Origin of the sequence: Propioniciclava sp. MC1595 (assembly GCF_017569205.1) — a bacterium.
In the GTDB taxonomy this organism is placed as follows: domain Bacteria; phylum Actinomycetota; class Actinomycetes; order Propionibacteriales; family Propionibacteriaceae; genus Propioniciclava.
Genome location: NZ_CP071870.1, coordinates 1,482,924 through 1,507,743, shown reverse-complemented (window position 1 = coordinate 1,507,743; position 24,820 = coordinate 1,482,924). Strand labels below are relative to the sequence as shown.

Below are 24,820 nucleotides of genomic sequence, written 5' to 3'. Positions count from 1 at the left end.
CGGACGGGGGTGGCCCGGCTCAGTGGCGACGGAAGTTCGCGGTCTCGATGATCATCAGCACGACCGAGACCACGTTCGCCAGCAGGGCGCCCAGGGCCAGCGACACCACGCTCGACATCGAGTGCATCGTCATCGGCTCCACGATGATCTGCGTGTACCAGATCCACGCCATGGCGGCGGCGATCAGCTGGATCGTGGCGACGAGGCTCGTCGCCAGGTGGATCGCGCCGATCTGGGTGCGGTCACCGAACTTGAGGATGGTCGCGATGATGTTGACCACGACCGCCGCGTACAACTCGATGACGTTGTGGTGCTCGGGGTTGCCGATGTCACCGGTCACGTAGCCGAAGTTCAGCGTCGCCGCGAGCAGCACGAAGAAGCCGAAGACGACCTTCTCGAGGTTCATGCGCCCACACTAGGACCTTCGGCCCCGGTGTGGGGTCAGGCGACGGCGGACGCGAACAGGATGTCGACGACGTAGACGACCGTGTCGCCGGCCTCGACCGGCGGGTTCTGGCTGGCCTTCTCGTAGCCCACCGACGGCGGGGCGACGAGCACGACGCGCGAGCCGATCGGCTGGCCGACGATGCCCTGCTTCCAGGCCTCGAGGGTCTGGCTGATCTGGCCGGCCACCGGGGCGTCGAACTTGTCCTCGACCATCTCGCCGGTCTTCCAGGAGTACATCCGGTACTTGACCATCACGTAGTCCTCGGCCGCGACGGGACGCTGGGCGCCCCTGATCACCGGGGCCGCGACCAGCTCGGTCGGCGGGGTGGCCGCCGTGTCGATGGTGATGGTCGGCTTGCCGTCGGCCTCGCCGAGGGTGACGGGCAGGGTGGGGGTCTCGGCCGCGCCCACGGCGTCCTTGGTCGAGACGGCGCGCACGTCGGCGACGAAGACGAGCGTGTCGCCCACCTCGATCGCCGGGGCCCGGCCGCCGGCGCTGTCGTAACCGTCGGTGCCCGGCATCACGATCAGGATGCGCTGGCCCGCCTTGGTTCCCGTGAGGCCCTTGGTGAAGCCCGGGACGACCTGCTCGAGGCTGAACATGCCCGGCTGGCCGCGCTCCCACGAGGAGTCGAACGTCTCGCCGGTGCGCGCGTTCACGCCCACGTAGTCGACCTCGATGATGCTGTCGGCCTCGGCGGCCGGCGCGTCGGCGTTGCCCTCGACCAGCGTGCGGGTGCGGGTCTCGTCGATGGCGAACGGCGTCGGGATCGTGACCTGGGGCGCGGCGCCCGGCTCACCGGCGACCGTGATCGCGTCGATGGAGTTCGACACCGGCACCGGCTCGCGCGAGGGCGTGGGGGTCGGCGTCGGGGCGGCGCTCTCGGCGGCGGAGGCGCTGGGGGTCGGCGAGGGCGTCGAACTGTCGGGGTTGGCTCCGCCACAGGCGGCCAGGGTCGCGGACAGCACCAGCGCGGAGGCGCCGAGGGCGAGGCGGGAGAAGCGTCGGGTCACGTGCACCCGGTCATGCTACCGGCCCGGATCAGGGGGTCGGCCCGGTGCCCGGCGTGGGCGGCGGCACGAAGCCACCCAGGGTTCGGTGGCGCGCCTCGGTCCGCATCCGCTCGGCCAGTTCGGACGCCGCGGGCACCGTCCCCGCGAACGGGTCCTCGAGCCCCAGCCGCACCGGACCGCCCGGCAGGTCGCGCACCTCGAAGCCCGACCAGTCGACGACGTGGTCGCGCCGGCGGTCCTGCGCGGCGGCCAGCAGGACGCCCCGCGCCGCGGCGCGCGTGGGGCCCGGCGGGGTCTGCGCGGCCGCCGCCACCGCATCGTCGGTCGTGTGCCGGACGCCGTGCCGCGCCTCCCACAGCGCGGCCGCCCCGATGGGTCGGCCGTCGACCCCGCCGAGCTCGTGCCAGCGCAGGTCGAGGGCGTCCAGCCGAGGGTCGTCGTCTGCCAGCCCGTGCCTATCGCGCCAGGCCCGGATGGTGCGGAGCTTGGCGTCCCACTCCAGGCCGGTGGGGCGTCCGGCGTCGAGGGCGTCGAGCGCGTCGCGCCAGGCCCGCCAGCCCGGCCCCGTCTCGTCGGCGTCCTCGGCGTGGGCCTCGACCAGCCCCAGGTACGTGCGCTGCAACCCGCGCGCGCTGACCGTCCCGCCGTCGGTGGCGGGCACCGGCTCGTCAGGGTCGCGGTTCCAGGCGCGCAGGGCGGCCAGGGGCTCGGCGGGGCCGGCCGGGGGCTCCCCACCCGCCTCGGCGCGGCGCAGCACGAGTTCGGTGGCGACGACGACCAGCCACATGGGGTGCTCGAGGCTGTTGGTGTCGCCCGAGATCACGTGCAGCCGGCGGTAGGCCTCGGGGTCGGCGTGCGGCTCGTCGCGGGTGTTGATCAGCGGGCGGCTGCGCGTGGTCTGGTTGGACACGACATCGCCGAGCACGTCGCCGCGCTGGGCCAGCCGGAACACCCCGCGCCGCCAGTGCCCCGCCCCGCCGATGAGCAGCCGCGAGACCAGGAACGGCACCAACCAGTCGCTGAGCACGCGCGGGTCGACCGCGCGCGGGACGAGGTAGTTCTCGTGGCTCCCCCAGGTGTTTCCGAACGGGTCGACGTTGTTGCGGAACAGCCGGAACGACGTGTCCCGGCCCTCCTCGGCCTCCACGGCGCGGGCGCGCGCGGACAACTCCAGGAGCAGCGCGTCCCCGGCCCGCTGGGCGGTGACCAGGTCGCGCACCGTGGCGCACTCGGGGGTCGCGTACTCGGGGTGCGACCCGATGTCGAGGTACAGCCGCCCGCCCGCCCGGTGGAACAGGTTGGTGGTGGCGAACTCGCGCGCGATCGGCGCGAACAGGCGGTTGGCCGCCTCGTCGATCGGCAGCCGCCGCCCGTCGCTGCTGCCGACCAGCCCGTACTCGGTCTCGACGCCGTAGATGCGCCGGGGCACGTCAGAGCTTGACGGCGTCCAGCAGGGCGCCGAGTTCGTCGCGCGTCAGGTCGCGGATCTCGCCGGTGCGCAGCTGCCCCATCCGCATCGGGCCGATCTGGGTGCGCGCCAGCGTGCGGACCGGGTGGCCCACCGCGTCGAACATGCGGCGCACGATGCGGTTGCGGCCCTCGTGCAGCACGACCGTGACCATCGTGCGCTGCTCGGTGCGGATGCCGAGCTTCACGTGGTCGGGCTTCACCCAGCCGTCCTCGAGCTTGATGCCCTTGGCCAGCTTCTTCAGCGTCGCGTTCTGGACGAAGCCCTCGACCTCGGCCACGTAGGTCTTGGTGAGCTCGTAGCTGGGGTGCATCATCCGCTGGGCGAAGTCGCCGTCGTTGGTGAGCAGCAGCATGCCCTCGGTGTCGGTGTCGAGGCGGCCCACGTGGAAGAGCCGCTCGCGGCTGTGCTGGCCGAGGTACTCGGCGACGGTGGGGCGGCCCTCGGGGTCGTCCATGGTGCACACCACGCCGCGCGGCTTGTTCAACACCGCGTAGATGTGCCGGCGCGGCGGCGGGATGCGGCTGCCGTCGACGCGGATCACGTCGCGCTCGGGGTCCACGCGGCGGCCCTGCTCGGTGACGAGCTTGCCGTTCACCTCGATGCGGCCCTCCTCGATCATGATCTCGGCCGCGCGCCGCGACGCGATGCCCGCCTGCGCGAGCACCTTCTGCAGGCGGATGCCCTCCTCCTCAGCCCCCATCAGGAGGGCTCGGAGAGGCGGTCGAGCTCGTCCTGGTCGGGCACCTCGTCGGCGGCCATCTCGACGTCGTCGGGCTGCGCGCTCTCGGACGCCTCGGCCTCGGCCCACTCGGCCGCCTGCTCGGCGGTCGGGATCTCGCTGTTCTCGCTCATGGGCCCATCTTCCCCCGCCACGGGCGTCTCGGCCAGCCCGGCCAGTTCGGCCTCGAGCAGGGACGCCTCGGGCAGGTGCGGCGCGATCGGCGGCAGCTGGTCCAGCGTGGTGTAGCCCATCTTCTCCAGGAACAGCGGGCTGGTGCGCCACAGCATGGCGCCGGTCTCCTCGGAGTGGCCGGCCTCCTCGATCAACCCGCGGGTGGCCAGCGTGCGCATGACTCCGTCGACGTTCACGCCGCGGATCGAGCCGACGCGGCTGCGGGAGATCGGCTGCAGGTAGGCCACCACGGCCAGGGTCTCGAGCGCGGCCTGCGACAGCCGCGACTGCTGACCCTCGAGCACCCAGTGCGCGATGACCTCGTGGTGCTCGGGCCGGGTGTAGTACCGCCAGCCCTCGCCGACCTGGCGCAGCTCGAAGCCGCGGCCGGTCTCGTCGTAGAACCGGGCCATCTCCTCGAGGGCCTCCCACACCACGGGCGTGGGCACGTCGAGGGCCTGGGCCAGCTCGGCGGCGCCCATCGGCTCGGTCGCCATGAGCAGCAGCGCCTCCAGCGGGGCGGTGATGGTGGTGTCGGTCATGGACGCCTCTCGTCGGTCTGCTCGTCGGGGAGGGTGGGCTCGTCGAACTCGTCGGAGATCGTGAGGTCGCCCTCGGCCGTGCCGGTCCAGCGGATGGTGAGCTCGCCCAGCGGGGTGAGCTGCTCGAACGAGACCGCCCGCTCTCGGGCGAGCTCCAGCAGGGCCAGGAACCGGGCCACGACGACGAGCCGGTCGTCGGCGTCCGAGACGAGGCCGCGGAAGGTCGACGTGCCGAGCCTGCGCAGCCGGTCGACGAGCAGGTCGGCCTGCTCGCGCACGCTGACCACGGGCGCGTGCAGGTGCGCCAGGGAGACGGTCGGTTGCTCCTTGGGCTGCAGGGCGCGGGCGGCCAGCCACGCGAGTTGGTCGCCGTCGATGGTGATCTCGACCTCGGGCAGGAGGCGGGCGAAGGCGTCCTCGAGGCCGCCGGGGCGCGCGTGCCGCAGCGACTGCTGGTCGAGGCGCTCGCTGATGATCCCCGAGACGACCTTGAACGCGCGGTACTGCAGCAGGCGGGCGAAGAGCAGGTCGCGGGCCTCGAGGAGGGCGAGGTCCTCGGCGTCCTCGACCTCGCCCTGGGGCAGGAGGCGGGCGGCCTTGAGGTCGAGCAGCGTGGCGGCGACGACGACGAAGGAGGAGGTCTGGTCGAGGTCCCAGGCGTCGCCCATCGCGCGGATGTGCGCGATGAACTCGTCGGTGACCTTGCTGAGGGCCACCTCGGTGACGTCGAGCTTGTGGCGGCTGATCAGTTGCAGGAGCAGGTCGAAGGGCCCCTCGAAGTTGTCCAGGCGGAGGGTGAAGGGGCTCTGGGTCGTCACTGGGCGAGCCGCTTGAGGACGTCGGCGTCGGCCCCCTGCTCGGCGATGGCGGCCAGCGCCGAGGCGATCGCGGCGCGGACGATCCGGCCGCGGTCGACGGCCAGGCCGTGCTCGGCGCGCAGGTCGAGGCGGAGGCGCTCGAGGGCGAGGAGTTCCTCGGAGCTCACGTAGACGGTGATCTTCTCGTCGTGGCGCACGCGGCCGGTGTGCTCGACGGTGCCGTCGACGGGCGCCGCGGGCTTGCGCCGGCGCGGGGGCTTGGCCTCGGCGGCGTCGGGGAGGGGCCGGGCGACGGCGGCGTTCTCGGCGAGCGCCTCGGCGGTGGACCGGAACAGTTCGGAGGCGCCGGGCAGGCCTACGCGCCGGGGCATCGGGCGAGCACCTCCCGGGCCAGGGTGCGGTAGGCGGCCGCGCCGGGGCTCGAGGACGCGTAGGTCGTGATCGGCTCGCCAGCCACCGTGGTCTCGGGGAACTTCACCGTGCGCTTGATGACGGTGTGGAACACCTTGTCGCCGAACGCCTCGACGGCCCGCTGGAGCACCTCGCGGCTGTGCAGCGTGCGGCCGTCGTACATCGTGCCGACGATGCCCAGCACCTCCAGGTCGGGGTTGATCCTTTCGGTCACCTTCGCGATCGTGTCGGTGAGCAGGGCCACGCCGCGCAGCGCGAAGAACTCGCACTCGAGGGGGATGATCACCTGGTCGGCGGCGGTGAGGGCGTTGACGGTGAGCAGTCCGAGGCTCGGCGCACAGTCGATGATGATGACGTCGTAGCGGTCGCGGACCGGCTTCAGCACCCGGCGCAGCGTGTGCTCGCGGGCGACCTCCGAGACCAGCTGCGGCTCGGCGGCCGACAGGTCGATGTTGGCCGGCAGCAGGTCGAGCCCGTCGACGTTGGTCTCGAGGATCACGTCGTCGATGTCGACGTCGCGGCCCAGCAGCAGGTTGTAGATGCTGAGCTCGAGGGTGTGCGGGTTCACGCCCAGGCCGACCGAGGCCGAACCCTGGGGGTCGAAGTCGACGAGGAGCACCTTGCGGCCGGTCTCGGCCAGCGCGGCGCCCAGGTTGATCGTCGTCGTGGTCTTGCCGACGCCGCCCTTCTGGTTGGTCATCGCGATGATCGTGGCGCGCTTCGGGCCGGGGCCCGGGGCCGTCGGCTCGGGGAGGTCGGGCCAGGGGCGACCGGTCGGGCCCAGGCCGTCGCTCGTGGTGTCGGTGTCATCCTCGAAGAGCGCCGGGTTCTGGCTCACGATCGTCGTATCCCCTCATCCTGCTGTGGAACCGTCCTGACGCGAACACTACGCCCCAAAAGGCGACAAAGTGACTCCGGCACGCTGGCGACAACATTGGTTGAAGTGTCAATTATTTGGTACGGTGGAGCCATGGATGACGTGCGCTGGCTGACCGACGACGAGATCGACACGTGGCTGAAGTTCCGGGCCGTGGTCGAGCTCTACCCCGGCCTGCTCGACGCGCAGCTGCGCCGTGACGCGCAGCTGACCCACATGGAGTACCAGGTGCTGGCCATGCTGTCGGAGGTGCCCGACCGCACGCTGCGCATGACCGCGCTCGCGGCCCGCACCAACGGCTCGCTGACCCGCATGTCGCACGTCGTCACCCGCCTCGAGCAGCGCGGCATCGTCGCCCGCAGCGCCTGCGCGCTCGACGGCCGCGCCACCAACGTCACCCTGACCGACGCCGGCCACGACGCCCTCGTCGCCGCCGCACCGGGCCACGTCACCCAGGTGCGCGAGTCCTTCCTCGACGCGCTCTCCCCCGCGCAGCTGGGCCAGCTCGACGCCATCTGCGACGCGATCCTCGACCGCATCGACCCCGAGGGCAAGATGACCACGCGCTGACGCGGGGACATCGTCGCCCAGCCGGTTCCAGATTCTTCGACCCTGCCGGAAAGCCCAGTCCGACTGGTGAGTTCATCCTTCAACCAACTGATCGAACCGGGTTGGCGACAATGTCACCCCGGCGCGTGACACCGCCTGCCCAAGATCTCGGGCGTGAGACCACGAACCAGCCCCTTCGAGGGCACCGGGATCGCAACCTGGCGCCCCCGGTCACGCGCTGACCAGGCTTGGGCACGCCGGGCGCTCCGGCGCGGCGACCTGGTCGAGGTGCTGCCCACCGTCTACGCCCCGTCCTCGGCCCCCATCACCCTGGAGCTCCGGGCCGCAGCCCTGAAGGACCTCGACCCCGACGCCATCATCACGGGTGCTGCCGCCGCCCGCCTGACGTGGTGGCCCCAACTGGCCACCGACATCCTGTCGGCGACGCGGCCAGGCAGCCTGGTCGCGGTCCCGGGGTTCCGTTGGGAGCAGCGTGACATCCCCCGCGACCTCGTCGTCGACCGCGGCGGGCTCACCCTGGCGAACGCGGCCCTGTCCGTCCTCGACCTCATCCCCGACAAGGGCGGCAACGCCATCGACGAGGCACTGCGCCGCAAGGCCTGCACGCTCCCCGACCTCTGGGCGGCGTTCGAGCTCACCCGCGGCCGGGCGGGCAACGGACTGCGGCGGGCGTTGCTGCACGATTCCCGCGACCTGCCCTGGTCGGAGGCCGAGCGGCACCTGCACCAGCACTACCGCGCCTGCGCCCTCCCCTTCGCCCACGCCACCAACTTCTGGGTCACCCTCAGCGACGGGCGTCGCACCCCGCTCGACTTCGCCCTCCCCGACCTGCGCCTCGGCTTCGAGGCCGACGGCTTCGCGTGGCACGGTGACCGGAAGGCCTTCGAGTACGACCGCGACCGGGACTCCGACCTCGCGGCCCAGGGCTGGTGGGTCATCCGGTTCTCGGCGAGCTTCCTCGAGCACGAGGCCACCGAGGTGCGCCGCCGGATCACCGCGATCGTCCGGGATCGAGCCCGATCCCTCGGGGTCCCCTGCCCTACCGTGCCCGCGGGTGCGCGGTGAGGAACACCTCGCGCAGGTGCTCCACCGTCACCAGCGTGTAGATCTGGGTCGTCGTCACCGACGCGTGCCCGAGCAGTTCCTGCACCACGCGCACGTCGGCCCCGCCGTCGAGCAGGTGGGTGGCGAACGAGTGCCGCAGTGTGTGCGGGCTCACCGGAACCCCCAGCTGGGCCCGCTCGGCGCACTCGGCGAGCACGTTGAACGCTGACTGCCGGCTGAGCCGGCCCCCGCGCGCGTTCAGCAGCAACGCGGGCCCCGGCCGGGCCGCCCTGGCGATGAACGTCGGACGCCCCCGCACCAGCCAGTCGCCGATCGCCGCCCGCGCATAGGAGCCCAGCGGGACGATCCGCTCCTTGCGACCCTTGCCGAACAGGCGCAGCCCCAGGTCGGGGTCGTCCAGCTGCGAGCTCACGTCGTCGACGTCGAGCGCGCACACCTCCGAGACGCGCGCTCCGGTGCCGTAGAGGAGTTCCAGCAGCACGGCGTCGCGCAGCCCGACGGGCGTGGTCCGGTCCGGCACGTTCAGCAGCGCCTGCACCTGGTCGACCGACAGCGCCTTCGGCAGCCGCTTGCCCTGCTTGGGCGGGGAGACGCGGGCCGCGGGGTTGGCGTCCGCCTCGCCGTCGCGCACCGCGAACGCGTGGAACGAGCGCACCGCCGCCACCGCCCGGGCGACGCTGGACGCCGCGAGCGCGGGTCGCCCCTCTCCCCCGGCCCGCAGCCAGGCGGCGAAGCCCTGCACCTGGTCGGGCCGCACGTCGCCGACCGAACTCACCCCGGCGTCCGTGAGGAAGGCCGCGTAGCGGGCGAGGTCGCGCCGGTAGCCGGCGACCGTGTGCGCGGAGGCGCCCACCTCGGCCTCGAGGTGGTCCAGGTAGGCGCCGACGGCCCGCTCGAGCGAGCTCAACGCGGCCGGGTCTCCCCGCCCAGGGCGTGGATCCGCGCGTCGCGCTGCTCCTTGACCGCGCGGGCCGGCCACGGGGCGTCCGCGGGGCGCAGCGACTCGACCCGACCGGTGCGCAGCGCGGCGTAGGCGGCGAGCGCGCCCACCACCATGGTCGGGTTCTGGATGCGGCCCGCATAGATCGCGTCGACGAGGTCGTCGAGGGCGACGAGGCAGACCTCCATGTCGGCCTCCTCGTGCTCGACGACGAACCCGTCGGGGCGTCCGGTCGGGGTGAGGCCACGCGCCAGGTAGACCCGCAGCGTCTCCTGCAGGCAGCCGGGCGAGGTCATGTAGTCGACCAGGATCCGCCAGTCGGACGCCGCCAGCTCGACCTCCTCGGCGAGCTCGCGGCGGGCGGCGTCCACCCAGGACGTCTCCCCCGCGTCGATCAGCCCGGCGGGCGGCTCGACGAGCCGGAAGCCGACCGGGTGCCGCAGCTGGCGCACCACGACCACGCGCTCGGCGTCGTCGAGCGCGATGATGCCGACCGCGCCGGGGTGCAGCAGGTAGTCGCGCCTCATCACCTCGCCGGCGGGCGTCTCGACCTCGTCCCGGACGAAGTCGGAGACCAGCCCGCCGCCCAGCAGGGTGTGGGAACGCACCGGCCAGCCGAGGGGCTCGTCGGTCACCTCGTCCCCGGACAGCACGCGCAGGTCGACCATGGCGTCAGTCAACCAGACGCCCGCTCCGCCGGTGCTCCACCGCGGCGGCCAGCAACGCCGCGAACAGCGGGTGTGCCTTGGTCGGGCGCGACTTCAGCTCGGGGTGGGCCTGGGTCGCGACGTAGAAGGGGTGGGCCTCGCGGTCGAGCTCGACGAACTCGACGAGCCGCCCGTCGGGCGAGGTGCCCGAGACCTTCAGGCCCGCCTCCTCGATCTGCGCCCGGTAGGCGTTGTTGACCTCGTAGCGGTGGCGGTGGCGTTCGGTGACCTCGGTGGCGCCGTAGGCCTCGGCGACGACCGACCCCTCGGCGAGCGTCGCCGGGTAGGAGCCGAGCCGCATCGTGCCGCCCAGGTCGCCGGCCCCCTCCACGAACGCCTCCTGGTCGGCCATGGTCGAGATCACGGGGTGGCGGGTGCCCGGGTCGAACTCCGTGGACGCCGCCCCGGCCAGGCCGGCCAGGTTGCGGGCGGCCTCCATCACCATGCACTGCAGGCCCAGGCACAGGCCCAGGGTGGGCACCTGGTTCTCGCGCGCGTAGGTGAGGGCGCCGAGCTTGCCCTCGACGCCGCGGATGCCGAACCCGCCGGGCACGACGATCGCGTCGACGTCGCCCAGCTGGGCAGCCGCACCCTCGGGGGTGGCGCAGTCGTCGGAGGCCACCCAGCGGATGTTGGCGCGCGCCCAGTTCGCGAAGGCCCCTGCGCGCAGCGCCTCGGAGACCGAGAGGTAGGCGTCCGGGAGGTCGACGTACTTGCCGACCAGGGCGACCGTCACCTCCTCCTTGGGGTGGCGGACGCGCTCGAGCAGGTCGTCCCAGCGCTTCCAGTTGACGTCGCGGAACGACACCCCGAGGCGACGCACCACGTAGGCGTCCAGCCCCTCGTCGAACAGCACCTTGGGGATCTCGTAGATCGACGGCGCGTCGGGGCAGGAGACCACGGCCTCCTCGTCGACGTCGCACATCAGCGCGATCTTGCGCTTGATGGACGCCGGCACGTCGCGGATGCAGCGGGCCACGATCGCGTCGGGCGTGATGCCGACCTGGCGCAGCGCGGCCACCGAGTGCTGGGTGGGCTTGGTCTTGAGCTCGCCGGAGGGCCCGATGTAGGGCACCAGCGACACGTGCAGGAAGAAGCAGTTGTCCCGGCCCACCTCGCGGCGCACCTGACGGGCGGCCTCGAGGAACGGCAGGGACTCGATGTCGCCGACCGTGCCGCCGATCTCGTGGATCACGACGTCGGTGCCCTTGCCGGTCATCGCCATCATGTCGTCGCGGATCTGGTTCGTGATGTGCGGGATCACCTGCACCGTGTCGCCGAGGTAGTCGCCGCGGCGCTCCTTGGCGATGACGGTCGAGTAGACCTTGCCGGTGGTCACGTTCGCGTCGGCGGACAGGTCGACGTCGAGGAACCGCTCGTAGTGGCCGATGTCGAGATCGGTCTCCGCGCCGTCCTCGGTCACGAACACCTCGCCGTGCTGGAACGGGTTCATGGTGCCGGGGTCGACGTTGAGGTACGGGTCGAGTTTCTGCATCGTCACGCGAAGGCCGCGGGCCACGAGCAAGGAGCCGAGGCTGGACGCCGTCAGGCCCTTCCCGAGCGAGGAGGCGACGCCCCCGGTCACGAAGATGTGCTTGGTCTGGTTCGGTTCTCCCACGGGCCTCCAGCATAAGTCGCGTCGAGGACCGCGCGACACCACCGCGTGTTCCAACTGCGTTACAGGGGTGGCGGGGCGGCTACGCTGGGCCTCCCCACAAGGGGCGACGCTCGAAAGGACCCCATCCATGCGCATCCCCCGTACCCTCGCCATCGTGCTGGCCGGCGGCAAGGGGTCGCGGCTGGGCTCGCTCACCGACGACACCGTCAAGCCGGCCCTGCCGTTCGCCGGCCCGTACCGGCTGATCGACATCGCCCTGTCGAACCTGGCGCACTCGCACCTGTCCGACGTGTGGATCGCCGAGCAATACCTGCCCCACTCCCTCAACGAGCACCTCGCGCAGGGCCGGCCGTGGGACCTCGACCGCCTCCACGGCGGTCTGCAGGTCCTCGCGCCGTTCGAGGGGGCCACCGGCGAGGGCATGGCGCAGGGCAACTCCGACACCCTGTGGCGCCACCGCGAGCGCATCCGGTCGTTCGGCGCCGACCACGTCCTGGTGCTGAGTGCCGACCACGTCTACACGCTCGACTTCCTCGAGGTGCTCACCACGCACACGACGTCGGACGCCGACCTGACCGTCGTCACCACCCGGGTCGACGAGGACCCGAGCTCCTTCTCGGTGGTGCAGGTCGACGAATCCGGGCGCGTCACCGACTTCGACTACAAGCCCGACGAGCCGCAGGGCAACCTCGTCGCCGCCGAGGTGTTCCTCTACCGGGCCCAGACCCTGCTGGACGCCCTCGACGAGCTCGGTGGCAAGACCGGCGGGCTCGGCGACTACGGCGAGGACCTCCTGCCCCACCTCGTCTCGACCCGCCTCGTGGTCGAGCACCGCCTCGACGGCTACTGGTGGTCGACAGCGTCGTGCTGCACGGCGCCCACATCGGCCCCGGCGTCGAACTCGTGCGCTGCGTCGTGGCGACCGGCGCCCGCGTGGTCGGGGGCACCCGCCGCGGCTCGGAGGACCGCGTCACGCTCATCGGCCCCGACGGCACGATCACCGATCGGGCCTGACGTGCTGGACTGACGGCGCCCGACCCGGAACGATTCGGTCATGGATGTCGAACTCGCCGAGGTCAGGGACTTCCTGGCGGCCCACCACCCCTACAGCCAGCTGCCCGAGGCCGTGCTCCGCGAGCTGCCCAAGCGCCTGGTCACCAAGTACTTCCGGCGCGGCGCCTCGCTGATCGAGGTCGGGCAGAAGAACGACTACCTGCACATCGTCCGCTCCGGCGGGGTGCACATCATCGACAGCCACGGCGTCCTCGCCGACACCGCCGACCCGGGCGAGTCGTTCGGCCTGTCGTCGGTGTGGGCCGGCGCCCCCAGCCGCTTCCGCATGGTCGCGGTCGAGGACACGCTGTGCCTGCTCATGCCCTCCGACGTGTTCCGGCACCTCATGGGCGTCTCCGAGCCGTTCAGCAAGTTCTTCCTCGACCAGCGCGACGGCCGCATGCGCTCGGGCGTCGAGATGGTGCGCGTGGACGAGTCGGGCTCGGCGATCCTGCGGACGCGGGTGCGGCAGATGCTGCGCAAGAAGCCGGTGTCGGTCGAGCCGACGCTGTCGATCCGCGGGGCGGCGCAGAAGATGTCCGAGATGCGCATCTCGGCCCTGCTGGTCACCGAGTCCGAGCGGCTGGTCGGCATCGTCACCGACCGCGACATGCGCTCCAAGGTCATCGCCAACGGGCTCGACCCCAACGGCCCGATCAGCTCGATCATGACCCCCAACCCGACCACCACCCACCCCGACGCCCTCGCGTTCGAGGTCATGGTGCTGCTCACCCAGCACGGCTGGCACCACCTGCCCGTGGTCGAGGACGGCGAACTGCTCGGCATGGTCACCGCCGGCGACATCATGCGCCTGGAGCAGGCCAACCCCAGCTACCTCGTCGGCGAGATCGACAAGCAGACCTCCGTGGACGGCGTGGTCGAGTCGGCCAAGAAGCTGCCCAACGTCGTCTTCCAGGCCGCCGCGCAGGACGCCACGGCCGACGACATCGCCCGCGTCATCACCGCAACCATGGACGCCCTCACGCGCAAGCTGATCCTCCTCGCCGAGGCCGAGATCGGCAACGCGCCCGTGCACTACTGCTGGGTGGCGCTCGGTTCGCAGGGACGCCTCGAGTCCGGCATGCAGTCCGACCAGGACAACGCGCTGCTGATCTCCGACGAGGTCACGCCCGAGCAGCTGGAGTGGTTCGGCGAGCTCGCCCGCCGCGTCGTGGACGGCCTGGTCCGCTGCGGGTTCCCGCTCTGCCCGGGCGACATGATGGCGTCCAACCCGCAGTGGCGGGTGCCGCTGCGCACGTGGGGGGGCTACTTCGCCCAGTGGATGAACGCCCCCGAGCCCGAGGCCCTGCTGAACGCCCAGACCTTCTTCGACATGCGGCCCGTGCACGGCGACCGCACGCTGTACGAGCGCCTGCAGACCTCAGTCATCGCGCGGGCGCCGCAGGCCACCCGCTTCCTGGCCTACCTCGCCAAGCAGGCGCAGCGGTTCGAGCCGCCGCTGGGCCTCTTCCGCGACTTCGTCACCTCCGACGAGACCGGCGGCAAGATCGACCTCAAGTCCGGCGGCATCGCGCCGATCGTCCAGATCGCGCGGCTGGCCGCGCTGTCCAAGGGCGGCGCCCAGCTGAACACGATCGACCGGCTGCGGGCGGCGTCCTCGACCAACGCACTGTCGGAGGAGAAGGCCGCCGACCTGACCGACGCCTTCGAGTTCATCAGCTACGTGCGCCTGCAGCACCAGGTCAAGCAGATGAAGAAGGGGCAGCAGGCCGACAACCTGATCGACCCGGCCAGCCTGAGCTCGTTCGAGCGCCGGCACCTGAAGGAGGCGTTCGCGATCATCCGCAAGACGCAGGGGACGCTGGCCTACCTCTACCGCACCGACGTGACGAGCTGACATGGCGTGGCCCTTCTCCCCGTCGCTGGCCAAGCGCCGCGACAAGGCCGCATCCCGGGCGACCGGGGCCCTGGCCGACTTCTACGCGGCCGGGTTCCCGGGTGACGAGACGCCGGCGTCCGCGTTGCGGCTGCTCAGCCTCGACTTCGAGACCACCGGGCTGGACGCCACCCGCGACCAGGTGCTGAGCATCGGCTTCGTGCCGGTGGACGGCGACACGATCGCGCTCGGCGGGGCGGCCCACCGGGTGCTCAAGGTGACCACCGAGGTCGGCCAGTCGGCGGTGTTCCACGGCATCACCGACGACCAGATCGCCTCCGGCACCCCGGTCGAGGACGCCGTCGCCGACACCCTGGCCGCCCTGTCCGGGCGGGCCATGCTGGCGCACTTCGCCAAGATCGAGACCGAGTTCCTGTCGCTGTTGTGCGAACGGCTCTACGGCGCGCCGCTGGTCGTGCCCGTCGTCGACACGCTCGTGCTGCAGGACCGCCTGGTCAACCGCGGCTTCGACGACGAGTCGCTGGCCGGCCAGCTGCGCCTGTGGAACGCCCGCACCCGCTACGGGCTGCCGGTCTACAAGGCCCACAACGCGCTGACCGACGCCGTCGCGACCGCCGAGCTGTACCTCGCCCAGGTCGCGGAGAACGCGGCGGTCAAGGCGCAGACCCTGAAGACGCTGAAGTCGGCCTGACGAGGGCGGTCGCGCGGGGCGTCCGGGTTTGTCGTGGCAGGATCGGGGCATGGCAGACACCTCAGCGTCCCGTTCGCGCGGCAGCGTCTCCGCCATCGACCGGGCCACGTGGTGGGACCGGTTGTGGCAGCCGTTCTGGATGCTGCCCATGCTGCTGACGGTCGCCGCGGTGGTGCTCGGCGTGGTCCTGCCCGAGGCCGACCGCGACCTGCGCGAGATCGCCTGGTGGGTGTTCCCCGGCGGGGCGGACGCCGCCCGCGGCGCCCTGACCACCATCGCGTCGGTGACGATCTCGACGGTCGGCGTGGTGTTCTCGATCACGATGGTCGTGCTGCAGCTGGCCTCGAGCCAGTTCACGCCGCGCGTGCTGGGCTCGTTCCTGTCGAACCGCATCGTGCAGGTCACCTTCGGCATGTTCATCGCCACGTTCGTGTTCTCGCTCACGGTGCTGCGGTCGGTGCTGAGCGAGGACGAGGAGGGCAACGGCTTCGTCCCGCGGGTCTCGGTGTCGTTCGCGTTCGTGCTCGTGCTCGCGTGCGTGGGCCTGTTCCTGGCGTTCATCCGCTCGATCACCGACAGCATCCAGGTCAGCACCGTCATCTCGCGCATCGGCGACCGCACCGCCCGGCTGGTCGACCGCGTGCTGCCGGTCGCCGAGGACGAGCAGGGGTTCAGCGCCACGTGGTCCCCGGTTGCTGATGCGCCTCGAAGCCTGGTGCCCGTCGACCGCCGCCACGGGCACGTGGACGAGATCGACCTGCCCCGGCTGGTGGAACTCGCCGCCTCCCGGGACGGGGTGCTCGTGCTCGCGCCGCGGCTGGGCGATTTCGTCACGACCGGGCAGGAGCTCGCGACCTTCTGGGGCGACGACTGGGACGACGACGCCACCGCCGCCGCCAACGGCCTCGTCCGCCTGACCACCGACCGGACCATGCGCCAGGACGTCAGCTTCGGCTTCCGCCAGCTCGTCGACATCGGCGACCGCGCGCTCTCGTCGGGCGTCAACGACCCGACCACCGCCACCCAGGTCGTCAACGAGCTGCACCGGCTGTTGCGCGCGGCCGTGCAGCGAGTCTCCCCCAGCCCCTACCTCACGGACGCCGACGGCGCGGTCCGGCTGGTGGTCGAGTCGACCGATGCGCGCGATCTCCTGCGGATCGCCGTCGAGGAGATCGCGTTCTACGGCCGTGAGTCGCCGCCCGTGACCGCCCAGCTGGCCGCCATGCTGGACGACCTCAGCTCCGTGTCCCTCGAGCGCTACCGGCCCACCATCGCGGCGCTGCGCGCCACGCTGGACGACGCGCAGGTGGGGTGATTCGGTCGGGTCGCGCACGGTCCACCTCATCTTGAATCATCCTTTCGTGCTATTCAACGATTCGTACGTCACGCCTAAAATGGGTGCATGACGGTGCACGAGGTCGAACGGGTCCTGGAGGACCTGTGGGCCGACCTCGCGCCCTGGCCGACCGCCGACGATCTGGTCGCTGAACTCGACCACATGACCTCCGAGGCCTTCCGCCTTGCCGAGAAGCTGCACGTGGCCGAAGCCGAGGTCGCAGCGATGCGCGGGTCGATGACCGAGGCCACTCCCCCGATGTGGCAGTTGGATGATGCCGGCCTGTTGGTCGAGCTCGCGGCCGCGCAGAAGGCGGCCACGGTCGCGCACGCGCGGTGGCTGGCGGTGTTGGCCGAGGCCGACCGCCGGGGTGTCGTGGAGCGGGAGCACCACATGCCCACCAACTCGTGGCTCGCTGCCGGCACCAGCCACTCGACGCGCACCGCACGCGCCGACGTAAGACTGGCGGAGTCGCTCACCCGCCACGAGCACGTGGCCACGGCGTTGGGTGAGGGGCGGATGAGCGTAGAACAAGCCGCCACCATCGTGGTCGGCCTCGACCGGTTGCCCGACGACCTCGACCCGGTGACGCGGGATGCGGTCGAGGCGCAGATGGTCGACTACGCAGGCGAGTTCAACCCCACCGCCCTACGCCGGTTGGTCAACCACGCCATCGACGTGGTCGCCCCCGAGGTCGCCGAGGAACACAACGGCAAACTCCTCGACCGCGCCGAACGCGAACAGGCCCGTACCCGCCACCTCGCGTGGCGCACCGACCCCGACGACGGCAGCCTCCGCTTCTGGGGCAAGCTCCCCGCCCTCGACGGCGAACTGTTCAAGCAACACCTCAGTGCGATCGCCACCCGCAGTCGACTCGCCGACGCCGCCATGGGCATCGACACCGCACCCGGACAGGCCCTCGCCGACGCCCTCGCGCTCGTGCTGTCCCACCACGCGTCCTGCGACGGCGGGCCCGCCCAAGGCGGCGACCACACCCGCGTCATCGTCACCATGGACCTCGACGCCCTCCTCAGCGGTCTGGGCGCCGGCACGCTCCTCGAGGGCGGCGAACCCATCAGCGCCGGGCAGGCGCGTCGACTCGCGTGCACCCACGGGATCATCCCCGCCATCCTCAACAGCGACTCGGTCCCCCTCGACCTGGGCCGAACCCAACGGTTCTTCACCCCCGCCCAACGCCTCGCCCTCGCCCTCCGCGACGGCGGTTGTGCCTTCCCCGGCTGCGACCGCCCACCCTCAGACTGCGAAGCCCACCACGCCAAGGAGCCCTGGCACCAAGGCGGCAGGACCGACCTGGCCGACGGGGTGCTGTTGTGCCCGCACCACCACCACCTGGTCGAACCCGACCCCCACAAACCACCCGAGAAGAACTGGCAGATCACCCTCGACCACCGAGGCAAACCCCAGTTCCACACACCCCAGAACCGAACCGGCCAAGGCACCACCCGCCAACACCACCGCTACCGCTGCTGAGCTGCGGATCACTGGCCGTAGGCCGCCCGCAGGTCGCCGAACAGCAGCTGGTTGAGGCGTCGGCGCAGGTGCCCGGTCCTGCTCGCGTCGGGCAGCCCGTCGGGAGTCTGCAACCGGAAGCGCAGCAGCGTGCCGCCGCCGGCCGGCGCCAGGCTCAGGTGCACCTCGTCGTCCGGCCGGTTCGGCCACAGCGACGACCACACCACGCGATCGGGCCGGTCGGCGGCCAGGATGCGCGGCTCCACCTCGTCGTCGAGGAGGAGTAGCCACGACCGGGGCCCGCCGGTCCGGGGGTGCACCAAGTCGTCCCAGACGACGTGCTGCGGGGCGGGCAGCTGCCGCGCTCGCTCGCCGATCACCTCCATGGGCTCCATCCCCGGACCCGCCACAACTCAGGGCTGGGTACGCGCGCCGAAGATGGACGTGCCCAGCCGCACGCAGGTGGAGCCGCACTCGACGGCGAGCTCGAAGTCGTTGGACATGCCCATGCTCAGCACGTCGAAGCCGCCGCCATGCTCATCGCGGAGGCGCTCCTGCAGGTCGGTCATGGTGGTGAAGCAGGCCCGCACGACCGACTCCTCGGGGCTGTTGGCCGCGAGCGTCATCAAGCCGCGCACGTCGAGTCCGTCCAGGGTCAGCAGCGCGCGCACGGCGTCGGGCAGCTCTTCGGGGGTGAAGCCACCCTTGGTGTCCTCGCCCGAGGAGTTCACCTGCACCAGCACCGGCAGCCGCCGGTCCAGCGACTGCACGCGTCGGTCGAGCGCCTCGGCAAGCCGCAGCGAGTCGAGCGCCTGGAACTCGGCCGCCAGCTCGGCCACGACCTTGGCCTTGTTCGTCTGCAGGTGGCCGATGAAGACCCAGCCCAGGTCGGGTTCGGCAGCGGCCTTGGCCTCCAGTTCCTGGGGTCGGCTCTCGCCGAAGCGTGCGTAACCGGCGGCGTGGGCGACCCGGATCAACTCGATGGGGTGGGTCTTGCTCACGGGGAGCAGCTCGACCGAGCCGGGATCGCGGCCCGCCCGCGCGCAGGCCGCGTCGATGCGGGCTCGAGCTGCGGCCAGGTTCGCGGCGACGTCGGTCATGCCCAAGCCTTACCACGCGCGGCCCGACGGCGCATCTCGGCAGGCGTGGAACCCTCAGGGCCAGCGCGCCGCCAGCGACAGCACGGCGAGGGAGGCCAACACGGCGAAGCCCAACGCGATGCCGGTGTAGAACTCGGTGACCTCCTGGTCGACCTTCTCGAAGCCGACCGAGCGGGCGATGCTGGAGTAGACCCGCTCGAGCTCGTCGCGCGAGCCGGCCTCGAACGCCTCGCCGCCCGACTCGCGGGCCACGACGTTCAGCTCCGCGGGGTTCACCGGCACGGGTTCGCGACGCCCGTTGCTGACGACGAAGCCGTTGGGCGTCCCATAGGCGATGGTGTAGATCGGGAAGCCGGCCTCCTTCGAGTCACGCGCGGCGACGGTCGAGGAGCGGCCGATGTTGGTGTAGCCGTCCGACAGCAGCACGATCGCGCCGGGGGTCGGCTCGTCGGGCTTGTCGGGGTCGGGGGGAACGAGCTGCATGGCGTCCAGCGACGAGTAGATGCCCTCGCCGATCGCGGTCGAGGGGGCCAGCTGCAGGTTCTCGATGGCGCGCTTGACCAGCCCGCGGTCCTGCGTGGGCGGGGCGATGATGGACGACGAGCCCGCGAACGCGACCAGCGACACGTTGAACCCGCGGGGCAGCATGTCGACGAAGCCGGACGCCGCCTCCTTCGCCGCGTCGAGCCGGTTGGGGTCGACGTCGGTCGCCTCCATGGACCGGGAGACGTCGATCGCCACCACCACGGTGGCCCGCTCGCGGGGGACGTCGACGGCGTCCTTGGGCTGGGCGAACGCCACGGTCAGCGACGCGAGGCTCACGACGGCGGCGACCACGGCCACGTGCCGTTTCCACGCGGCCTGCTTCGGCATCACCTTGGCGAGGTTGTCTATTCCCCGGGTGCGCGCCCGCGTGCGCGACCGCTGCAGCAGGCCGAAGTACAGGAGCAGGAGCAGGGGCACCGCCGCCAGCAGCCACAGCCGCTGGGGGTGGAAGAACGAGATCAGGGGGACCAGGCCCACGGCGTCCGTCATGGCCACCTCGCCCCCAGCGAGACCGCGGCCAGCGCGGCGAGCACCGCGAAGGCGAGACCGTAGCCGGCCCACGTGGCGGTGGTCTCCTTCTTGACCTCCTCGTAGCCGACCTCGGAGCGGATGTTCTCGTACACCCGGCTGAGGTCGTCGGCCGACTCGGCGGCGAAGGTGGCGCCGCCCGAGCTCTGGGCGATCGACTGCATGAGGTCGCGGTCGGGCGGGACGCGCTCGCGCTTGCCGTCGAGGTCGACCGACCCGTTCTCGGTGCCGTAGGCGATCGTGTAGACCGGCACCTCGGCCTCGCGTGCCTCGGCGGCGCCCTGCAGCGGTGACCGGCCGGCGGTGTTCATGCCGTCGGAGAGCATCACGATCGCGCCAGGAGCGGTCGAGCCGTCGTCGCCGCGCGGGGCCATCTGGATGGCGCTCAGGGCGGTGTAGAGGGCGTCGCCGATCGCGGTGGAGTCCTGCAGCGCGAGGGCGTCGATGGCGCGGTTGGCGTACACGCGGTCGGTCGTCGGTCCGAGGCGGGTGGCCGGGTTGCCCGAGAGGCTGACCACGGCCACGTTGTACTGCTCGGGCAACTGGCGGATGAACTCCTTCGACAGCTGCTGGGCGGCCTCCAGACGGGAGGGCTTCACGTCGGTGGCGGCCATCGACTGCGAGACGTCGATCACCAGCACGACCGTGGCGCGCTCGCGCGGCACCCGGTCGATGCCGTTGGGCCGCGACCAGGCCAGCACCAAGGTGACGAGCGAGGCCAGCGACAGCGCGACCGCGAGGTGGCGGCGCCACTGCGACTGCTTGCGCACGACGCGACCCAGGACGGCGGTGTTGGTGAACCGCATGCCGTGGCGGTTCTTGCGCAGGGTCGCCCAGATGTAGGCGGCGATGAGCAACGGCACGACGAGCAGCACCCAGAGGCGCTCGGGCTGGAGGAACATCTCCGACAGGTTCACGTCGTCACCCCCTGAGGCGGCTGGTGCAGCTGGGCGGCGACGCGGCGGTAGGCCAGCACGAAGCGGGCGATGTCCTGCACCCAGTCGCGGTCGGTGCGCAGCTGGATGTGCCCGACGCCGGCGCGGCGCAGGGCGATCCGGATGCGCTCGCGCTGGGCCGAGGAGGCCGCGTCGAAGCGGGCGCGGGCGCCGGCGTCCGAGGTGTTGACGTAGCGGGCGAAGTCGGACTCGGGGTCTCGGATCAGGATGTCACCGACGTCGGGGAACTCGACCTCACGCCGGTCGACGACCTCGACGGCGATCACCTGGTTGCGGACGGCCAGGCGGCGCAGGGCGCGCTCCCACTCGGGCTCGACGTCGGGGTTGAGCTCGGTGTCGCCCGGGGAGAGGAAGTCGGAGACCACGACCCGCAGGCCGCGGCGGCGCTGGGTGCGCGCGAGCTGGTCGATGCCGCGCTCGAGCGTGTACGGGCCCTCGGTACGGTCGGGCACGATCGGCTCGGTCAGCATGCGGCTGAGCAGCGAGTACAGCGCCATCCGCCCCGAGCGGGCCGGGATGCGCACCATCGTGTCGGGCCGCATGATCAGCCCGCCGAACCGGTCGCCCATCTGCTGGCCGAGGAACCCGATGGTCGCGATCGCCGCGATGCCGAGGTCGCGCTTGGTGACGCCCTCGGTGCCCCAGTTCATGGACGGGGTGACGTCCAGCAGCGCCCAGACGTCGAGCTCGCGGTCGGCGATGGTGTCGCGCACGTGGGGGGTCCGGGTGCGGGCGGTGACCGCCCAGTCCATCTTCCGCACGTCGTCGCCGGGCACGTAGACGCGGGCGTCGTTGGTCTCGGAGCCGGGGCCGGGCAGCAGGCCGCGGTGGTCGCCGTGGAGGAAGCCCTCCATGCGGCGCACGATCGTCAGCTCGAGGCGCTTCAGCGCCTGCTCGGGGGCGAGCTTGCCGAGCGGCAGGGTCGCGGCGGTGGGCTCGCGCAGGACGGACGCCACCGCCCCCAGGTCGCCCTGGGGTGGGGTGGGTGCCTGGGCGCGTGCCATGTCAGCGGTCCTCAGCGCGCCTCGTGGCGGGGCTCGTACCGGTGCTCGTCACGGGCCTGCTCGCGCTGCTGCTCGTTCCAGACCGGGGTCGGGGCGGGCACCATCGCGACGATGCGCTCGACCACCTGGACCGGGGAGATGTTGTCGGCGATCGCGTCGAAGCCGAGCACGAGGCGGTGCGCCATGACGTCGCGGGCCACGGCCTGCACGTCGGTGGGCAGCACGTAGTCGCGGCCGTGGATCAGCGCCAGCGCGCGGGCGGCGGCGACCAGGCCGAGCGTCGCACGGGACGACGCGCCGATCTGGATCACCGGCGCGAGGTCGGGCATGCCGAACTCGGCGGGCGTACGGGTGGCGAGCACGAGGCGCACGATGTACTCGGCGACGAGGTTGTGCACGAAGACGTTGCTGGCCTGGTCCTGCAGGGCGCTCACCCGGGCCGGGTCGAGGATCGTGCGGGCCGTCGGCGGCTTGACCGACATGCGGCGCAGGATCTCGAACTCCTCGTTGCCGCGCGGGTACGGCACGTCGACCTTGAGCAGGAAGCGGTCGCGCTGCGCCTCGGGCAGCGGGTACACGCCCTCGGACTCGATCGGGTTCTGGGTCGCGATGACGATGAACGGGTGCGGCACGGGGTGGGTCTTGCCGCCGATCGAGACCTGCTTCTCGGCCATCAGCTCGAGCATCGCCGACTGCACCTTGGCGGGCGCGCGGTTGATCTCGTCGGCGAGCACGAAGTTAACGAACACGGGGCCCAGCGAGATGTCGAAGCGCTCCTGCTGCGCGGAGTAGATGCGCGTGCCCACGATGTCGGAGGGCACGAGGTCGGGCGTGAACTGGATGCGCGCGAAGTCGCCGCCGACCACTTGGGCGAACGTCCGCACGGCCAGCGTCTTGGCGGTGCCGGGCACGCCCTCGAGGAGGACGTGGCCCTTGGCGAGGAGGCCGACCATCAGCTGCTCGACCATGTGCTCCTGGCCGACGATGACGGACTGGACCTCGGCGATCGCCTCACCGAGGAGGTCTGCCGCCTCGCGCGTCGAGAGGGCCTGGACGGGGGTTGTCACGCGCGTTGTCTCCTCACAGTCTCGGACGCGGCAACCTTACCCGGTCGTTCCGGGCCTCCTGCTGGAGGGTCGGAGCCATCAGGCACAATGGGCGGCGATGACCGAGCCGCTGCTGTACCCGCTCCTCGCGGTCGACCCGCCGAAGGTGGGCGACTGGTGGCTCGACGCACGCCTGGCCGCAACCCCGTCGGGCGTCGCGTACACCGCCCACGCCGAGTCCGGCGAGCACGTGATGGTGGTCATGCTCAGCGAGGGCGCCACCGCCGACGCTGCGGCCGTCGACCGGTTCGCCGGAACCGTCGACCGCATGCACATCGACACCGTCCTCGCCCGCGGCGGCCGCGGCCAGCAGGGCGGACGCCTCGGGCACAAGTACGTCGCCCCCGCCGACACGCCCCAGCCGCCCGACGCGACGCCGGAGGCGTCCTGGGTCGCGCTGGCCTGGGACGGGACCACCGCCGCCACCGCCGAGGCCGAGCGCGTGCTCGCCGAGGTCGACCTGAGCTGGCTCCCGCCGAAGGGGACGCCCTCGGGCCCGGACTACGAACTGCCGTGGGTCGACAAGGTCCGCCCCGGCCTCGCACGCCAGTGGCCGCTGCCCTGGCCCGGCCGCCACGACCGGGCGGGCTGGCTCTCGATCCTGGTGTCGTGGCTGATCATGATGCTGCTGATGGCGCTCGCGGTGCTGATCGCGATCCTGATCTTCCAGGCCACCCCGCCGCAGTCGCCCCCGCCGCCGGTTCCGACGTCGGCCTCCGGCTCGGGCGGGGGGTCGGCCTCCCCCGACTCTGCCTCACCGTCCCCGCAGTCAGGGTCGCCCTCGCCGGATTCGGCGTCTCCCTCCCCCGACTCGGCCTCCCCGTCGCCGGCGTCCCCCGCGGAGAGCCCGGGCCCGAGCGCGTCGGCCTCCTCCCCCACACCGGACCCGCGCCTGTGACCGCGGTCCGCCTCATCGCCACCGACCTCGACGGCACGCTCCTCGACCCGTCCGGGCGCATCAGCGACGCCGACGCCGACGCCGTGCTGGAGGCCGCGGCGTCCGGGGTCGTCATCGTGGTGGCCACCGGTCGCCCTCTGCGCTGGCTGGGCTGCCTCGACCCCATCGCTGACGCCGACCCCCTGGTGGTGGCCAGCAACGGCGCCGCCGTGTACGACCTTCACGCCGACCGGGTCGTCACGAGCCACCCGCTCGCCCCCGAGTTGATCGCCGACCTCGCCCAGGACCTGCGCGCCGCGGTGCCCGGGCTGCTGTTCGCGCTCGAGGAGGGGCGGACCTTCCGCAGCGAACCCAGCTGGACCGGCCACGTGCCCGACTCCTCGCGCTCGCCCGAGGACGAGGCCGCGGTCACGGTCCAGGGCGTGTGGGCGGAGGTACTGGCGGGCTCCCGCGAGGTGGTCAAGTTCCTGGCCGCCCACGAGGACGCCGACCCCGACGAGCTGGTGGCGCGGGCGTCCGCGGTGCTGGCGGGGCGCGCCGAGGTGACGCACTCGGTGGCCCGCGGCCGCAAGGCCCTGCTCGAGGTGAGCGCACCGGGGGTCTCCAAGGCGGTGACGATCGCCCGCCTGGCCCACGAGCGCGGCATCACCCCGGCCGAGGTGGCGGCGTTCGGCGACATGCCCAACGACCTGGCGATGCTCGAGTACGCCGGGATGCCGTTCGTCATGGCGAACGGGCACCCCGCCCTGAGGGAGCGGTTCCCCGTCATCGGCAGCAACGCCGAGTCGGGCGTGGGCGCCCAGGTCCGCCGCCTGTTGGTCTGAACCGCCGACAGCCCGCCTTCCCAGCGCCGAGAGCCCGCCCTCCCACCGCCGACAGCCTGTCTGCGCCCGTCCATGGCC

Annotated in this window: 26 protein-coding genes; 9 read left to right on the top strand and 17 right to left on the bottom strand. The window is 72.0% G+C overall.

The window, feature by feature from the left end; genetic code table 11:
* Window positions 1-19: 19 nt before the first annotated feature.
* The 8 genes from J4N02_RS07150 to J4N02_RS07115 are packed head-to-tail and all read right to left on the bottom strand — an operon-like array spanning window position 20 to window position 6,433.
* Entirely contained in the window at window positions 20-406 is a 387-nt protein-coding gene (locus J4N02_RS07150) for a DUF6394 family protein (RefSeq protein ID WP_188333406.1), read from the bottom strand.
* Between the two features lie 35 nt (window positions 407-441).
* Complete coding sequence (locus J4N02_RS07145; protein ID WP_188333407.1) at window positions 442-1,467, bottom strand: FKBP-type peptidyl-prolyl cis-trans isomerase; 1,026 nt, start codon at window positions 1,465-1,467, stop codon at window positions 442-444.
* 22 nt (window positions 1,468-1,489) lie between these two features.
* Entirely contained in the window at window positions 1,490-2,890 is a 1,401-nt protein-coding gene (locus J4N02_RS07140) for a proteasome accessory factor PafA2 family protein (RefSeq protein ID WP_188333408.1), read from the bottom strand.
* A 1-nt stretch (window position 2,891) separates the two neighbouring features.
* On the bottom strand, window positions 2,892-3,632 hold the full coding sequence (locus J4N02_RS07135) for a pseudouridine synthase (RefSeq protein WP_188333409.1): 741 nt from the start codon (window positions 3,630-3,632) through the stop codon (window positions 2,892-2,894).
* Window positions 3,632-4,366: an SMC-Scp complex subunit ScpB gene (scpB, locus tag J4N02_RS07130; protein WP_208091170.1), complete on the bottom strand. Its 735-nt coding sequence runs from the start codon at window positions 4,364-4,366 to the stop codon at window positions 3,632-3,634. The genes J4N02_RS07135 and scpB overlap by 1 nt, the downstream gene beginning before the upstream one ends.
* Window positions 4,363-5,184 (bottom strand): ScpA family protein, encoded by an 822-nt coding sequence (locus J4N02_RS07125; RefSeq protein ID WP_188333410.1) that lies wholly within the window; start codon window positions 5,182-5,184, stop codon window positions 4,363-4,365. Before J4N02_RS07125 ends, scpB begins: the two co-directional genes overlap by 4 nt.
* On the bottom strand, window positions 5,181-5,555 hold the full coding sequence (locus tag J4N02_RS07120; protein WP_188333411.1) for a hypothetical protein: 375 nt from the start codon (window positions 5,553-5,555) through the stop codon (window positions 5,181-5,183). The genes J4N02_RS07125 and J4N02_RS07120 overlap by 4 nt, the downstream gene beginning before the upstream one ends.
* A complete protein-coding gene (locus J4N02_RS07115; protein ID WP_309224261.1) occupies window positions 5,540-6,433 on the bottom strand; it encodes a ParA family protein in 894 nt (297 codons plus the stop codon). Before J4N02_RS07115 ends, J4N02_RS07120 begins: the two co-directional genes overlap by 16 nt.
* A gap of 132 nt (window positions 6,434-6,565) precedes the next feature.
* On the opposite strand from J4N02_RS07115, the gene J4N02_RS07110 reads away from it, so the two are divergent.
* Entirely contained in the window at window positions 6,566-7,042 is a 477-nt protein-coding gene (locus tag J4N02_RS07110; protein ID WP_182814864.1) for a MarR family winged helix-turn-helix transcriptional regulator, read from the top strand.
* A 153-nt stretch (window positions 7,043-7,195) separates the two neighbouring features.
* Window positions 7,196-8,107 (top strand): endonuclease domain-containing protein, encoded by a 912-nt coding sequence (locus tag J4N02_RS07105; protein WP_188333412.1) that lies wholly within the window; start codon window positions 7,196-7,198, stop codon window positions 8,105-8,107.
* Here J4N02_RS07105 and J4N02_RS07100 read toward each other — a convergent pair.
* From J4N02_RS07100 to J4N02_RS07090, 3 genes are read right to left on the bottom strand one after another with little or no spacing between them, the layout of a single operon-like run.
* On the bottom strand, window positions 8,082-9,014 hold the full coding sequence (locus J4N02_RS07100) for a site-specific tyrosine recombinase XerD (protein WP_208091169.1): 933 nt from the start codon (window positions 9,012-9,014) through the stop codon (window positions 8,082-8,084). The two genes, J4N02_RS07105 and J4N02_RS07100, sit on opposite strands and share 26 nt — an antisense overlap.
* Window positions 9,011-9,715 carry an NUDIX domain-containing protein gene (locus J4N02_RS07095; RefSeq protein WP_188333414.1) on the bottom strand — a complete coding sequence of 235 codons (705 nt, stop codon included), beginning with the start codon at window positions 9,713-9,715 and terminating at the stop codon, window positions 9,011-9,013. The genes J4N02_RS07100 and J4N02_RS07095 overlap by 4 nt, the downstream gene beginning before the upstream one ends.
* A 4-nt stretch (window positions 9,716-9,719) precedes the next feature.
* Window positions 9,720-11,372 carry a CTP synthase gene (locus tag J4N02_RS07090; protein WP_243760896.1) on the bottom strand — a complete coding sequence of 551 codons (1,653 nt, stop codon included), beginning with the start codon at window positions 11,370-11,372 and terminating at the stop codon, window positions 9,720-9,722.
* Between the two features lie 127 nt (window positions 11,373-11,499).
* On the opposite strand from J4N02_RS07090, the gene J4N02_RS07085 reads away from it, so the two are divergent.
* The 5 genes from J4N02_RS07085 to J4N02_RS07065 all read left to right on the top strand — a co-directional run bounded on the left by J4N02_RS07085 (window position 11,500) and on the right by J4N02_RS07065 (window position 17,801).
* Window positions 11,500-12,399 (top strand): glucose-1-phosphate adenylyltransferase family protein, encoded by a 900-nt coding sequence (locus J4N02_RS07085; RefSeq protein WP_208091168.1) that lies wholly within the window; start codon window positions 11,500-11,502, stop codon window positions 12,397-12,399.
* Between the two features lie 27 nt (window positions 12,400-12,426).
* Window positions 12,427-14,283, top strand: a complete 1,857-nt coding sequence (locus tag J4N02_RS07080) for a putative nucleotidyltransferase substrate binding domain-containing protein (RefSeq protein ID WP_188333416.1) — start codon at window positions 12,427-12,429, stop codon at window positions 14,281-14,283.
* A 1-nt stretch (window position 14,284) separates the two neighbouring features.
* Window positions 14,285-14,974 (top strand): exonuclease domain-containing protein, encoded by a 690-nt coding sequence (locus J4N02_RS07075; RefSeq protein WP_188333417.1) that lies wholly within the window; start codon window positions 14,285-14,287, stop codon window positions 14,972-14,974.
* Window positions 14,975-15,023: 49 nt separating this feature from the next.
* Window positions 15,024-16,289, top strand: a complete 1,266-nt coding sequence (locus tag J4N02_RS07070; RefSeq protein WP_188333418.1) for a DUF2254 domain-containing protein — start codon at window positions 15,024-15,026, stop codon at window positions 16,287-16,289.
* A gap of 87 nt (window positions 16,290-16,376) precedes the next feature.
* Window positions 16,377-17,801 carry an HNH endonuclease signature motif containing protein gene (locus J4N02_RS07065; RefSeq protein WP_188333419.1) on the top strand — a complete coding sequence of 475 codons (1,425 nt, stop codon included), beginning with the start codon at window positions 16,377-16,379 and terminating at the stop codon, window positions 17,799-17,801.
* Window positions 17,802-17,809: 8 nt separating this feature from the next.
* On the opposite strand, the gene J4N02_RS07060 is transcribed toward J4N02_RS07065, so the two are convergent.
* From J4N02_RS07060 to J4N02_RS07035, 6 genes are read right to left on the bottom strand one after another with little or no spacing between them, the layout of a single operon-like run.
* Entirely contained in the window at window positions 17,810-18,166 is a 357-nt protein-coding gene (locus J4N02_RS07060) for an SRPBCC domain-containing protein (protein ID WP_188333420.1), read from the bottom strand.
* A 27-nt stretch (window positions 18,167-18,193) separates the two neighbouring features.
* Window positions 18,194-18,880, bottom strand: a complete 687-nt coding sequence (locus J4N02_RS07055) for a YggS family pyridoxal phosphate-dependent enzyme (protein WP_188333421.1) — start codon at window positions 18,878-18,880, stop codon at window positions 18,194-18,196.
* Window positions 18,881-18,934: 54 nt separating this feature from the next.
* Window positions 18,935-19,903, bottom strand: coding sequence for a VWA domain-containing protein (locus tag J4N02_RS07050; RefSeq protein ID WP_188333447.1), 969 nt, complete (start codon window positions 19,901-19,903; stop codon window positions 18,935-18,937).
* A gap of 8 nt (window positions 19,904-19,911) precedes the next feature.
* Window positions 19,912-20,856 carry a VWA domain-containing protein gene (locus J4N02_RS07045; protein ID WP_182814898.1) on the bottom strand — a complete coding sequence of 315 codons (945 nt, stop codon included), beginning with the start codon at window positions 20,854-20,856 and terminating at the stop codon, window positions 19,912-19,914.
* 11 nt (window positions 20,857-20,867) lie between these two features.
* The gene (locus J4N02_RS07040) at window positions 20,868-21,914 is read right to left on the bottom strand and encodes a DUF58 domain-containing protein (RefSeq protein ID WP_182814874.1); all 1,047 of its coding nucleotides are present in this window, start codon (window positions 21,912-21,914) and stop codon (window positions 20,868-20,870) included.
* Between the two features lie 11 nt (window positions 21,915-21,925).
* Window positions 21,926-22,981, bottom strand: coding sequence for a MoxR family ATPase (locus J4N02_RS07035; protein WP_188333422.1), 1,056 nt, complete (start codon window positions 22,979-22,981; stop codon window positions 21,926-21,928).
* Between the two features lie 97 nt (window positions 22,982-23,078).
* On the opposite strand from J4N02_RS07035, the gene J4N02_RS07030 reads away from it, so the two are divergent.
* Both J4N02_RS07030 and J4N02_RS07025 read left to right on the top strand, forming a co-directional pair.
* Window positions 23,079-23,918 (top strand): hypothetical protein, encoded by an 840-nt coding sequence (locus tag J4N02_RS07030; protein ID WP_188333423.1) that lies wholly within the window; start codon window positions 23,079-23,081, stop codon window positions 23,916-23,918.
* A complete protein-coding gene (locus tag J4N02_RS07025) occupies window positions 23,915-24,742 on the top strand; it encodes an HAD-IIB family hydrolase (RefSeq protein WP_188333424.1) in 828 nt (275 codons plus the stop codon). The genes J4N02_RS07030 and J4N02_RS07025 overlap by 4 nt, the downstream gene beginning before the upstream one ends.
* The last annotated feature ends 78 nt before the right edge of the window (window positions 24,743-24,820 follow it).